The sequence below is a fragment of the Bacillus sp. 9.4 genome (genome assembly GCF_055486415.1).
Map to the genome: position 1 here is coordinate 844,210 of NZ_JBVFMU010000002.1, position 13,867 is coordinate 858,076.

At 46.8% G+C, this 13,867-nt stretch carries 8 protein-coding genes; 4 read left to right on the forward strand and 4 right to left on the reverse strand.

Features of this window, described 5'->3' with window-relative positions; translation table 11 throughout:
* Positions 1-12: 12 nt before the first annotated feature.
* Positions 13-3,711, reverse strand: coding sequence for a helicase-exonuclease AddAB subunit AddA (gene addA, locus ACZ07B_RS10965; protein ID WP_464877176.1), 3,699 nt, complete (start codon positions 3,709-3,711; stop codon positions 13-15).
* Positions 3,698-7,198 carry a helicase-exonuclease AddAB subunit AddB gene (gene addB / locus ACZ07B_RS10970; protein WP_464877177.1) on the reverse strand — a complete coding sequence of 1,167 codons (3,501 nt, stop codon included), beginning with the start codon at positions 7,196-7,198 and terminating at the stop codon, positions 3,698-3,700. Before addB ends, addA begins: the two co-directional genes overlap by 14 nt.
* Positions 7,199-7,381: 183 nt before the next feature.
* On the opposite strand from addB, the gene ACZ07B_RS10975 reads away from it, so the two are divergent.
* Positions 7,382-7,819, forward strand: a complete 438-nt coding sequence (locus ACZ07B_RS10975; RefSeq protein ID WP_003245806.1) for a ferritin family protein — start codon at positions 7,382-7,384, stop codon at positions 7,817-7,819.
* Positions 7,820-7,936: 117 nt separating this feature from the next.
* Positions 7,937-8,263: a four-helix bundle copper-binding protein gene (locus ACZ07B_RS10980; protein WP_101169446.1), complete on the forward strand. Its 327-nt coding sequence runs from the start codon at positions 7,937-7,939 to the stop codon at positions 8,261-8,263.
* Between the two features lie 29 nt (positions 8,264-8,292).
* Here the strand turns inward: ACZ07B_RS10980 and ACZ07B_RS10985 are convergent, their stop codons facing one another.
* Positions 8,293-10,020: an ABC transporter substrate-binding protein gene (locus tag ACZ07B_RS10985; RefSeq protein ID WP_464877178.1), complete on the reverse strand. Its 1,728-nt coding sequence runs from the start codon at positions 10,018-10,020 to the stop codon at positions 8,293-8,295.
* A 113-nt stretch (positions 10,021-10,133) separates the two neighbouring features.
* Between ACZ07B_RS10985 and ACZ07B_RS10990 the strand changes: the two genes are divergently transcribed.
* Positions 10,134-11,339 (forward strand): MDR family MFS transporter, encoded by a 1,206-nt coding sequence (locus tag ACZ07B_RS10990; RefSeq protein WP_464877179.1) that lies wholly within the window; start codon positions 10,134-10,136, stop codon positions 11,337-11,339.
* A gap of 106 nt (positions 11,340-11,445) precedes the next feature.
* Positions 11,446-12,600 (forward strand): AbrB family transcriptional regulator, encoded by a 1,155-nt coding sequence (locus tag ACZ07B_RS10995; RefSeq protein WP_160244067.1) that lies wholly within the window; start codon positions 11,446-11,448, stop codon positions 12,598-12,600.
* A gap of 213 nt (positions 12,601-12,813) precedes the next feature.
* Here the strand turns inward: ACZ07B_RS10995 and ntdR are convergent, their stop codons facing one another.
* Positions 12,814-13,803, reverse strand: coding sequence for an NTD biosynthesis operon transcriptional regulator NtdR (gene ntdR, locus ACZ07B_RS11000; protein WP_213418815.1), 990 nt, complete (start codon positions 13,801-13,803; stop codon positions 12,814-12,816).
* Positions 13,804-13,867: the final 64 nt, after the last annotated feature.

The window sequence follows — 13,867 nt, forward strand, 5'->3', positions numbered from 1 at the left end:
TTATGGATCTCGCTATAATGTCAGAATGTGCCCTCCGTCAAAGAAATAAAGCGCACATCCCTTTACCTTAGTTTTTGCAATTTGCTCCACTGCCTTCGTGTACAGCTGAATTTGCGTTTCATATCGTTTCTTCAAGATCGGGGCCGCTCCTTCAAATCCATGCTGGAATTTGCCCTCAATCCGGTCCGACTTATAATCCAATAGATATAATCCGTCCTCAGTTTCATAGAGACAGTCAATGATACCCTGCACTAAAAGCGGCTCATCTGCCTCCTGTGCATCAGGATAGATCTCCTTGGCCGGAAGCGCTAAGCTGAATGGTATTTCCCTGTCCTTCCACTTTGCGCCGATCAGCTGTCCGCCGATTTCTGTATGGAAAAATTGCACGATTTCTTCTATATCAATAGCGTCTTTTTGTTCTTCAGTGAGAAGCTCTTTTTCATAAAGCCTGTGAACCGTCTGCTCAGCTTCTTCTATCGACGGCACATGTGACAGCGGGATATGCTGCATAACCGTATGCATAGCAGTCCCTTTCTCTGCCGCTGTCAGGCCTTTTTTCATCATAAAAGCGGGACGTCTGTACAGAATGCTTCCATCAGCCGGTTTTACAGGGGCCCTGCCGCTGTATTCATCCTCGTACTCTCTTTTTCTTTTGATCTCAGAAACCGATTGCTTTGTCCGAATTTGCGTCACCTCGTGATGCGGGTATGTCCAGCTCAGCTGCTCGCGGGCTTTTTCATCAAACGCAAACGAGCCGGGAACTGGTTCACCTCGGCGGATCGCTTCTAGGCGCTCGCTTTTTTCTTCCATTCTTTCTTCCAGATCATCATCAAGCAAATCATAGGAATGGATCATTTGAACGGCAAAACGAGCCGGGTGATCTGAGATGTCAGCGTGTGCTGGCACACCAGCCAAATCCTCCAAGTCTCTGTGCCTGGCAAGAGCCGGCCCGATGAAATCTAGATACGTTTTCGCCTGATAGCGGTCAAATTCTGGCAGAAGCCAATCAGTTTGGGACGCGGATGCCTGCCATTTTGCAAGCTGTTTCTGATGATCCTTACATGAGCCAATCAGAAACAGCTTTTCCTTCGCTCTCGTTAATGCAACATAGAGAACACGCAATTCCTCTGACAGCAGCTCCCTGCGCATTTTTTTCTTCATCGCAATGAGCGGAAGTGTCGGATAGCTGATGCGTAATTGCGGATGAATATACTTCGTGCCAAATCCGAGCTCCTTATCCAGCAGGTACGATTTGTTCAAATCCATCATGTTGAAATTCCGGCCGAGACCTGCTGCAAACACGACTGGAAATTCGAGCCCTTTGCTGCTGTGGATCGTCATTAAGCGGACAACATCCTCCTGCTCGCTGAGCGCTCTCGCCGTACCAAGATCATCGCCCCGTTCCTGCATGCGTTCGATAAACCGCAGGAAACGGAACAAGCCGCGAAATGCCGTTGATTCATATTGACGCGCCCTGTCATAAAGAACACGCAAATTGGCCTGGCGCTGTTTTCCGCCCGGCATCCCGCCGACATAATCCATATATTTGGTGTCGCGGTACACTTCCCAAATCAGCTCAGATACTGAGTGGTTTTTCGAAAACGCGCGCCATTTTTGCAGATGTCCGTAAAACGTATTTAGCTTTTGATAAAGCTCATCATTCCGGTCACCAGCAGCCAGGTAGTCTTTCATTGCCTCATAGTACGGCGCTTTTTTATTTTCAAGCCGGATCAAAGACAGCTCGTTTTCATCTGCTCCGACAATCGGTGAGCGCAGCACAGAGGCAAGCGGTATATCCTGATACGGATTATCAATCACCTTCAGCACAGAAAGCGCGACGGCGACTTCGACCGCTTCAAAATAGCCTGACGTTAAATTGGCGTAAACCGGTATGCCCTGTGCTCTCAGCTCCTCCATGATTTGCGGAGCCCACGGCATCGAACGGAGCAAAATCACGATATCTCGGTATTGAATATTGCGATGTGTTTTCTTTTTTCCGTCATACACCTTAAATGGCGATGAAATCAGCTTGCGAATTTCCTTAGCGATGGCTTTTGCCTCAAACTGCACCGTTTCAAGCTCTTCTGCTTCCTCGCTTGCATCCGTATCTTCTGCGTTGTCGATCAGCAGCAGCTCTGTTTCCGTCTCTTCATTGTCCGGATACGCTGCACCAAGCTTCAGCTCAGCCTGCTCGTCATAATCGACCTCACCGATTTTGCCGCCCATCAGCTGTTTAAATAAAAAGTTGGTGCTGTCTAAAATATCAGCCCGGCTTCGGAAATTTTTATTTAAATCGATTTTCCGCCCCGTGCCTTCTCCACTCTCTGTAAACCGTTTGTATTTAGAGAGGAAAAGAAGCGGCTCCGCAAGCCTGAATCGATAAATCGACTGTTTGACATCTCCTACCATAAACAGGTTGCCAGTCTCCTCCGGCCCGCTTGTGACGAGCTGCAGAATCGATTCCTGCACGAGGTTGGTATCCTGATATTCGTCAACGAGCACTTCATGAAACTGTTCCTGATAAAACCTTGCAGCCTCGCTCGGCTCACATTCACCTTTGTCATTCTCAGCTGTCAAAATCGCTAAACAGTAATGCTCCAAATCAGAAAAATCGATGATTGATTTCTCCTGTTTCGCAGCTTCGAATCGTTTTCTATAGCTGATGACAAGCTGTACGAGCGTTTCAATGACAGGCTTCATCTCGGCTAGGCTTTTCAAGTGCTGTTCAGGACTTCGCGTGAAGTAGTCGGTTTTGAGCTTTTCAAGCAGTTTTTTTGCGCCGTTTCTCAAATCTGTCGCCTCATCAAGGAGCGCTGGATCGAACTCATCCCCTTTTACTGCTTTGGCACGCTTAAAAGAGACGGCGGGCACCCGCTTATATAGTTCACTGAAATCGTCCTGATGCTGAATCAGTTCATCAATCTGCGCAAGATCATCAAGAAAATTGTCAGCACGCGGCGCCGGGCCGCCCGGCGCTTTCGTCAGCTCAAGCGCGCGCAAGAGCTTTTCCTTCGCCCCGTTAAGTACCATTGCAATATCTTCTTTGACATATTGATAAAACGGCAGCTCCTCGATGGCGCTCTTTTCTGATACATCATACAAATGAACAAAACTTTCCAGCCACGCCTCCGGGTTGGGATGGGATCGGGAATACTCGTACACCTGTTTAACGAGAAATTGCAGATCCAGATCATGCCGGTCTGTCGTATAGCGGTCAACAAGCTCAAAAAACGCCTTTTCGCCCTTTGCGTATTCGTCTTCAAACAGCTCGTCAAGCACTTCATCCCCCAGTAGCTCACCTTCCGTCTGATCAGCTATCCGAAAGCCCGGATCAAGATCGATCAAGTAGTAATATTTCTTCAGCACTTGCAGGCAAAAGGAATGGAGCGTCGAAATGCTGGCCCGGTTCAAAAGAGAAAGCTGGCGTCTGATATGCAGCGAGCCGGGGCGCTGTACAAGCTCTTTTTCCAAGGCTTCTGCGATTCGGTGCTTCATCTCTGCCGCTGAGGCGTTTGTAAATGTCACAACGAGAAGACGGTCTACATCTATTGGGTTTTCCTCCGCGGTGATTTTCCGAATCATTCGTTCAACGAGCACAGCGGTTTTACCAGAGCCCGCAGCCGCTGCCACAAGAATATCCTGGCCGGTTGAAACAATGGCATTCCATTGGTCATCTGTCCATGTGCTGTCTGCCGGTTTAGGAATGTTCATTGCCATCCGCCTCCTTTTTTATCCACTCAAGTATTGTCTTGTCCTTTTCAGCCTTTAATGGGCGATACTCGTTTTCTTCCAGTGATTCATCAAATTGGCATACTGATTTGAACGCACAGTATGTGCACGGCGTCTTGTTCTTCATTTTGTACGGCTCAATGGATACGTGCCCGTCGGTGATTTGTTCGCCCGCTTCCTGGAAGGTGCGGCGCACATGCTTTGTCAAAAAATCAAATTCCTTTTCACCGACTGCTGCCGAGTCTGATCTAAGAGATCCGTCTTTTTTCAAGCCGGCGTTTATGATATTTGAACGTCCCTCTTGAAGGGTTGTATCCATGAGGCGAACCACTTCCTGATCACCGAGGAGCAAGCCCTTCATTTTAAATTTCTTAAAGATCTCCTGTTCAATCTCGTCAAGCCCAAGCGGGAGATTAGATTGAATCATCGGGTCATGAATATGGAAATACAGCACTCCGGCAGGCGTCGCCCTCATCCCGAGCCAGTCAGCTGAATGTGTAATCGATAAATCAAGGTACGTCAGCATTTGCAGTGCCAATCCGTAATATACTTCCGCTAAGTCAAGGCCTTTGTCGCTTGATTTATAATCGACAATCCTGAGGAGCAGGCCTTTTGAGCTTTCAGCCTTATCAACACGGTCTATTCGCCCGACGAGTTCCATCGTACAGCCGTTTTTCAGTTGAAAGGTCAGCGGCGGAAGCGGCCCTTTTCCTCCAAATCCCAGTTCAAGCCCGATCGGTACGAATCCGCTCGCTTTCGCATGCTCGCTTAAAATGCCGGACACACGTGTCACAATTTTTTGCAGTTTTTCCTTCACATAATAATGCCGGTTTGAGCTGAGCAGAATTTCCTTTTGCAGTTTCGGTGCCAGCCGCTCTACCGCATCATAGGAAAACAGCTCGCACTGCTCTTTCGTTAAATCGCGCCAATCCAGCTTTTGCTCACGCAGCCTGTCTGAAATCAGCTTTAAGCTGGAATGAAACAGCTGGCCGATATCCGGTGCTTCAAGCTTGAAGAATTGCCGTTCCTTCAGATGCAGCCCGTGTGACGCAAAATGGGAAAACGGACACGCGTTAAAGGTTTCCATTCTTGAGACACTGCCCTGAATGCGTTCACCATAGAGCTGTCTCGACACGCTGCGTTCAAGCTGCTTCACTTCATTCCGGAAAAACAGGCTTGAGAACAGCTTTTTCGATTGCAGCCTGTCCGGCTCACTCATCAGCACATTGTACGTGCTCCACCAGACGTCGCTGATGTCGTATTTCCGAGTCCATAACCTGAGCTGGCTCGCGGTAAAGGACTGTGCCACGCTTTTATTCACAACATACATCAGCTGTTCCTCATCGCTGACCTGTTCAGGTTCATTTGTTAACAGGCGCTCCTTATGATGCGGAAACAGTTCTTCCAGCCGCTTAACGATCATCGACGGCAAAAGCGTTTTTCCTTCCGCATCAGCAATCGGATACGATACGTAAAGCCGGTCAGACGGACTTGAAAACGCCATGTAGATGAGGAAGTGCTCATCAAGCAAACGCTCTCGTCCGCCTGAGGATAGCTCAATCCCAATCGTTTTCAGCCATTCCCGGTCGTCATCCGACAGGACCCCGTTTTCATCAGGGCGTGCCGGCAGAACGCCGTCGTTTGCCCCGAGCACAAAGGTGCAGGAGGTGCCATACATTCTGGACAAATCCATATTGCCGACAAACACCTGGTCAAGCGCAGGCGGAATTAGAGAAAATGTAAGCGACTCCGCGCCGGCTTCTATCATTTGCTGAAACAAATCAAGAGAAATCTCATCATCTCCCATCATTTCAACAAACTCCTCAAGCAGCTGAATGACTGCGTCCCACGCCTGCTGATGCTGCTGCGCTTCAATGATTCTGCCGTCATCCTCAGCACGCTGCCTTTCCTGATCCAGCTTCAGCGGCACATCCGTCTCTTCTAAATAACGATAGAGCGCCTCTGCCTTCTCTTGAACCGTCTTTGCTTTTTTCATGCGTTTTTGAAGCTGAAAAAGCGGCGGAACAATCCAATCGCGGGTGTCATTCAACATGTTTTCCATTTCGATTTCCTGATCAGTCTGTGCAAAATCATCATCCAATGACACAAAACGCCTGTATTGGAAACGATCGCCCTTTGTCCAGCGGTCGCCTTTAATACCATAGGCGATACAGTAATTTTCGAGCTGATCGACCTGTTCTCTCACTTTGGCCTTCGGTTCATTGAGCGGGAATAGCAGTTCGGTTTTCACGCAGCGAAACACCGCTTCATAACGCCAATTCCCTTTCAGAACATCAAGGCTTGACCGGATAAATTCGATTAACGGGTGGTTCAGCATAGATGCTTTTCCGTCAATGAAATAAGGAATCTCGTAATCTGCGAAAACTTCCTTCACCATATCCTTGTAGTCTTCCGGCTGGCGCGCAAGAATTGCTACATCCTTATAGCGATATCCCTTCTCTCTGACTAGGGCGTGAATTTCCCGGGCAATGCCTTCCAGCTCAGCTCGTCTGTTTGCGGCCTGCATCACAGTAAGGGCTTCTTGTTTTTCTGCGTATGGAACGGCCGGACGCGCTTCATACTGTGCCTCTAGATGCGCCAATTCCGGCGTCTTTGTATGCCGCTCAGTCCCGCTCAGCTCTTTATACGTAATGTCCAAATTCAGTTCCTTCGCCTTCTGATGCAGGCGGTAATAGGTTTTCCCCGTCATTCTGAACAATTCCAGTTCATGCGGCTCCCGCTCATATGACGGCTTGTCCGCTGTGAGCGCAAACGTGATATGCTCCGCATGAACCATAAGCTGCTCCAACACCCTGAATTCCTGCGGTGTAAACTGATAAAAGCCATCCACATAGATATGGGCGCCTTTTATATCTTCCGCAAGCGGGATATGCTCTGCCAGCAATGTCAAATAATCCTCAGAGTGAAGATATTGGTCTGCGAGGCTTTTTTCCATTTGCTGATACAGAATTGATAAGTCATGGAGCTTTTCAGATAAAACACGTTCTCCGCGATACTCGGAAGCCGTTCCGCTTTCTGCCATCCGGCGGATATCCTCCGGTTCCAGACAATAGCGCTTAAACTCTGTCAGCATCCGCTCAACCTGTGCGGTAAACCCGCTTTTGTCACTCGCTTTTTGATAGACTTTGAACTCCTGTTTATGCTCCTCAATGAGCTTCCGCAGGAGCATTTGTACGCCGGTGCTCGTCAGAAACGGCCTGCTCATTCCTCCCGTATGCTGGAGGACGCGCCAGGCCAATCGTGAAAAACTGAACACTTGAGCGCGTATCATCCCGCCCATATCTGGCGTTTTAGCAAGCTCGTATTCCATTAAAAACGTCATTTGATCCGGGACTAGAAAAATGATCGGCTTCCCGAATGGAGCCCGGCGCAATTCATCCTGAATGCTGTTGATGATCAGCTTCGTTTTTCCACTCCCGGACCTGCCTACTAAAAACTCTGCTCCCAAATTAGAAGACCCCTCTCTTTTTATCTCTATATATTTTATCGAATGTTGACGAAAATGACCAATCTGATCTATTGGTAAAAACGGCCTTTTCACATATAAAAAGCTGATTATCTCCGCACATCTCTCCCTGCCCAACATATGCTTTTACAGAAGCCCAATTCCTAAGAATGGAGTTGAATCCCCTTGCATTACAGCTACTATCCCTATCCGGTGCCATACAGGGAAGATCCTGTTTTGATTCGGAATTTGCAGAAGGCCATCAACGGAGAATTCAGTGCAATTCAATGCTACCGCAAGCTTGCCGAACTCGCCCACAGCGATGAGGTCAGAAAACAGATTGAAGAAATCAGGCGTGACGAGATTCGCCACCTCCGTGAATTTTCCACACTGTATGGTTCAATTACCGGCAAACACATCATGCCGAAACAAACGGAAGAATGCCCGGACAATTTCACAAGAGGACTGGACGCCGCTTTTAAAGATGAACAAGAAACCGTCGACTTTTACTTGCGTGCGGCCGAGGAAACGTCAAACTTAAAAGCGAAAGGCGTCTTTACACGCGCAGCACGTGATGAACAAAATCACGCTGTCTGGTTCCTATACTATCTGATGGAACGTTAGATATACCCGTTCAGGGTATATGTACATATCACCTCAGCTAAAAACACACTCCCCTGTTTTTTTCAAATGCAGCCGGGAAACATAAAACCATATACTGTCATACAGGGGGAATCAACCATGGAGCAATATTCTGAAGCTTGTATTGAGGCTTGCAGCGATTGTATGAAGGCTTGCAATCATTGTTTTACTAAATGCTTGGAAGAAAGCATGCAGCATCATCTCAGCGGATGCATCCGGCTTGACAGGGAATGCGCGGATATTTGCGCGCTGGCGGTCAAAGCCATGCAAACGGACAGCCCGTTTATGAAAGAAATTTGTGCACTTTGCGCCGATATTTGTGAAGCATGCGGCACTGAATGCGGAAAACACGATCATGATCATTGCCAAGCATGTGCGAAAGCCTGCTTCACCTGTGCTGAACAATGTCGCAGCATGGCAGCGTAAAAAAGAGGGTTCAAAAAAGAACCCTCTTTTTATTTGGACAGCCATACGGAGTACAAATCAATCCATCCCTCTTCATCAAGCACCAGGCCTTTTACATTTTTACTTGATGTCACCTGGAGCACATTTTGATACAGCGGAATCGCATTCAGCTCCTGTATCATCTGCCGGTCAATGTCACGCAGGATGTCGATTCTCGAACAGCGGTCAGGCATGGAAAACATCTGCTCCGTCATTCCTGAGCATATCTGTGTCAGCTTTTCAGATAGATGCTGATACAAGAAACTGTTCTCCGACAGCAGCAAATGCAGAAAACCAAGCTCGCTGTCTTGATAAAACGTCGCACTGTCATGAATGATATCCGCCATCTGCAAGATTTCCGGCCGTCGCAGATCAGCAGAATCACAGAATTGAAGTGTAAGCCTGATACCGTGCTGGGCGCAAATATTTTGAATCCATTCGGCGTCCTCACGATGATCCGTTTCCGAAAAGGTATAAAGCACGATTGTTTCGCCCTCGTATCCGCTTTTCTTCAACAATTCAGATGGTGAAACGCCCTCCCACTCAAAAGAACTCGGATGCAAAAAGGACGTAACCGGGATACTTCGGTGCCCTCCCGCTTCACGAACGAGCCGTTCAGAGGAAATTAGCAGCCGGAGCGCTTTTCTAAAGCTTCGGTGTTGAAGAGGCCCCTTCTTTTTCAGATTGAGCGACAAATACTGAACATGCCGCTCATCAAAAACAGTTTGCTGCTCAGGACATGTTTGTTTTTCTTGAATGGTAAAACCGTTCATCTCTCCGGCTTGCTCAGAAAACACAAACTCAACGCGATCCAAATAGGGGCGTCCCTTGAAGTAGCGCTCATTGGCTTCAAGCACAAGCATCCCGCTGTGTTGCTGATTCATCTGAAAAGGCCCTGTTCCATTTTTCCCGCCGCCCTGTTCTGCCGGCAGTATGGACAGCCGTTCATCACAAAGAGCATACGGCAAAAGCGCATTCGGCTTATCGAGTATGAGTTCCACACAATAAGGGCTCTTTTCTAAGACTTGTTTCACTCCGTGCAGAAGCCATTTATACGGGTTGTCACCCAGTTCCAAAAAGCGCTGAAATGTAAACGCAACGTCCCGCGATGTCAGCGGCTGTCCATTATGAAATGACACACCTTTTCGAAGAAAAAATCTCCATTGTTTTTTTCCGACCTCTTCCCATCCATGAACCAAATGAGGCTTCGGCTCCTGCATATCCGAATCAAACGTGAAGAGTGTATCAAATATCTGTTTGACGAAATGGCCCTCAGACCGCAAAAATATTTGGCATGGATCCAAACTGCTGACAGATTCAGGCGTGATGAACAGCCGCAGGACATCCTTCGCCCCATTCTCGCCTGTCTCCGTCACAAATCCGAATACCTCTGAAAGCCACATGTTATATTCGTTTTGAAGCCCCGGAAACGCGGACTGATACTGCTGAAGCAGCTCCTTTGCCTTTTTAAGCTTTCCTGACATGGTATATTCCTTTGCAGTTTGAAGAAGCAGTTCCTCAGGCCTCCGAAGAAACGCGATTTTAGATTTGCGGCCGCGCCCCGCCCCGCTTTCCCGGATAATCCAATTGCTGTTCTCCAGCTTATGTAAAATGAGCTTTGCATTTCTTTCTGTACAAAATAAACAGTCGGCAATCTCAGTAAGCGTCATTTCGTTCATTTGCCCATACTCGGCGCAGCCTGTTTTTACAAGCGCCACGTAGTGCTCTATCAGCTTCAATCCCCGCACCTCCCGACAAAAGGGGAACTTTTATCTCTTCTTTTCTTCACTTTTTGGGCCGCCGCCCCTTCTATACACTACTACTATATCAAACAGCGAAAGGCGGCGATCACATGTTGGCCAGTTTTCACTCTATAAAATCGAGATATACCGCTCCCGTTCGGCTCCGCTTTTTCGGCGAATTGCTGACAAGCCTGACAGGTGCAATGATGGGACCTTTTATGGTGCTGTATCTGCATGAACAATTAAACGGCAGTATCATGATGCCAATGCTGATCATTAGCCTTCAGCCATTTGCTGATATTTTCCTGACGCTCGCTGTAGGAAAGGCGGCGGACCGGATTGGGCGGCGCACAGCGATTTTGACCGCATTGCTTCTTCAATCAGCGGCAATGACTGGGTTTGTATTTGCTGAGCATGCGTATGTTATCGCTATTCTCTATGTCATGAATGGCATCGGAAGGTCGTTGTACATTCCTGCTTCCCGCGCCCAAATCGCCGAAAGCACGCCGGAAAGCAGACGTTCGGAAGTGTTTGCGGTCATCAATGCGATCTATTCAGCGGGTCTGACGGCAGGACCGCTAGTGGGGCTGCTTCTGTACAATCATAACCCCGTGTGGATATTCGCATTAGATGCTGCAGCATTGTTTATCTACTTTCTGATCGCTGCACTGAAACTGCCAGAGACAAAGCCGCTACACCCAGCTGTTACCCCGAAAATGTCCGCGAGCTTTACGATATACAGGCCTGTCCTGCTTCTTTTGCTGCTCTCTCTCCCCATCAGCATGTTATATGCACAAACAGAAACAACATACAGACTGTTCAGCAAAAACATGTTTTCTGATTATCTGTCCATGCTGACCATCTATTCAGCAGCAAAAGCTTTATTCAGCTGTGTTCTCCAAGTACCTCTTGTCAAAGGGACCGAAAAGCTTTCAATGAAAACGATCCTCTTCATTACTTATATTTGCTACTCCCTTGCGGCAGCCGGCTTTGCATGCTCAACCTCTCTGACAATGCTTTTAGTGACGGCAGCGGTGATGACGGTTGGCGAAAGCATCGGGCTAACCCACATCCAGACCTTCATATCGAAATTGGCGCCGCCTCATTTGCTGGGCCGGTTTTATGCTGTCTATGGTCTGCATTGGGATATATCCCGCTCAATCGGACCGCTGGCAGGCGGGCTGATCCTGACATCATTTGGCGGAGAAGTGATTTTTTACGCTCTTGCCGTATGTCTGCTGACAGCGGGTTTATCTCTGACTTACACAATAGAGAAGCTCGAACACAAGGTCATAAGAAAAGTGAATCGCTTATAGAAAATAATTCATAATTTCTTTATCAACAAAAATATACTATAGTAATAAATACATTCACTACGTGAACAATTGGAGTGTTACGTGAAAAAGGAAGAAGGGTTTTACATTGAAGAAAGACGAAAATCTCCTCAAAGATCTATGGTTTATCGCAATCAGTGCAGCCGGGGGGTTTATTCTTTCATTAACCGGAATATCAATTGGATGGATGATCGGAACACTGATTGTCGCCTGCTGCCTCGCCATGATACGGCCGGCATGGCTGATGATGGCACCAGACCAAAAAGGAATTAACCGACGATGGCTCGCCCTCGGGCAGATGATCCTCGGCATCGAATTGGGCCAAAAGCTGAATTTATCCGTTCTCTCTGTTCTCAAAGACCATTGGTTTTCAGTCGGCGTTATGCTGATATTGTCTATCCTGCTGGCCATGCTGTCAGGATATGTGCTTTGGCGTTTCAGCAAAACGGATATGATGACTAGCTTTGTCGGCACCGCTCCCGGCGGGCTTTCCGCCATGCCGAGCATCGCACAGGAAGTAGGCGCCAATACCGCTATAGTCAGCCTCGTTCAAATGATGCGTGTGCTGCTCGTGGTGCTTTCCATTCCGTTTTTAGTCATTCTGATCTATACAAAACAAGATCGTACCGCAAGTGCCGCAGCAGAGACGATTTCTTCTGCAACGACAGATTTTAGGCTCGCTCCCGTTTTGTGGACCGTCATTCTTATTCTCGCTGCCTGGGGAGCTTGCAAAGCTGCGAAATTTTTAAAATTTCCAGCTCCATGGCTGCTCGGCAGCATGCTCGGTGTAGCAATTGTACATGTTGGCGGAGCTGCGGTGACAGGGCACGACATGATGGCATGGTGGCCGTCACAAGCTAACCATGTATCACAAGTATTTCTCGGGGCAACGATCGGCTCTAAGATGTACAAAAGCATGTTTGCCGGCGTCACCCGTATTATCATCGTCGGGTTTGTCTCGTCCGTCGGTTTAATCGCAGCAATGTTTTTGAGCGCCGTGATCGTTTCCGAGCTGACAGGAATTTCGCTTATCACTTCTGTTCTGGCATTTGCGCCCGGCGGGATTGCAGAGATGGCGACGACGTCTGTTACCTTACATGCTGATTCCACCTTTGTCGTTGCGGTTCAGGTCATTCGCGTCATTCTGGTTATTGCCCTGCTGCCGCCGTTTTATCGCCTGCTTCACCATCTTCATGGTGAAAAAAAAGACAAAAAGAGCTCGATTAGCGGCAGTAATGCCTAGTTAAAAAAAGGGTTCAAGAACTTTTAATTCGCAAACCATCGAGATGGGGAAATATAAGTGGATATTTCGTTGTTAATGGATCAGATTTGAAGTGAGTGCTGCCAGAGGGTGAAGTGAAAGAAATAATTGACGACTTACTATTGAAAAAGAGGTTAAAATGAATAACCTCTTTTTCTTATATAAAGATATAAAATGATAAAGGGAAATCTATCGTTACGTTGATTCTCTTATAATAAGCTTTGTTGGCAGTTTAATAATTCTTCTGTTTAAAGAGGCATTACCCGAAATGGACTCGATGATTTTCAACACAGCCTGTTGGCCTAATTCTATTACGGGAATATCAATTGTTGTTATGGTCGGAGTAACGACTTGGCAAATCAATTGGTTGTCAAAACCAATTACAGCTAAGTCTTCTGGAACTTTAAAGCCATTTTTCATTGCCTGTTTAATAATCCCTGCGGCGACTTGATCATTTCCTGTAAATATTGCTGAGGGTCTGTCCTTTAGATCCTTTATCTTATGAAAAACACGAAAGCCATCCTCGATATTAAACATTTCGCCGAATATCCATTCGCTTCTATGATGTAAATTGTAATCTTGTAAAGCTTTCAAGTAACCCTCTTTCCTCTGACATTGAGCTTCGCTATATGGAGTATCAAAACAAAACCCAATTTTTTTATGCCCTCTTTCAATTAAATGTACTACCCCCATGTATGTAGCTTCAAATTCATCATACCCAATTATCGTGATGTCCGCTGAGTGATGATATTCATTACATAATAAGATAGGACCATACTTTAAAAAAGGGGATATCTGATCCCATTCATTTTCTAAAGTTCCAAGAATAATACCATCCACTTCTTTATGCTTCAATAACTCTAACAATTCTAGCTCTGTCTGTTTGTCATAAAAGGTCTGAAATACAATTACCTTGTAATTCTTAAACAGTGCTTCATGTGAGACCCCTTTTATTAATTGAGCAAAAAATGGATGGTCAATACTCGGAACCGATAAAGCTATCGTTTGTGTCTTATTTCTCCTAAAATTCCGAGCTAAATAATTGGGAGTGTAGTCAAGATCGTTAATTGCCTTTAAGATCATATCTCTTTTTTCTTTCGACACATACGGATGATTATTCAATACTCTTGACACTGTGGTTTTAGACACGTTGCATAATTTTGCTATTTCATCAATTGTAGGCATATTTTCCCTTCCTTAAAAAAGTTGTTGACATGTTACCGATTTCAGAAATTAGGATAAATTTGTA

What these genes read in the sequence shown, in the direction of transcription:
- addA (WP_464877176.1), bottom strand. Translation starts at nt 3,711, where the DNA reads ATGAACATTCCTAAACCGGCAGACAGCACATGGACAGATGACCAATGG.
- ACZ07B_RS10980 (WP_101169446.1), top strand. Translation starts at nt 7,937, where the DNA reads ATGGAGCAATATTCTGAAGCTTGTATTGAGGCTTGCAGCGATTGTATG.
- ACZ07B_RS10990 (WP_464877179.1), top strand. Translation starts at nt 10,134, where the DNA reads ATGTTGGCCAGTTTTCACTCTATAAAATCGAGATATACCGCTCCCGTT.
- ntdR (WP_213418815.1), bottom strand. Translation starts at nt 13,803, where the DNA reads ATGCCTACAATTGATGAAATAGCAAAATTATGCAACGTGTCTAAAACC.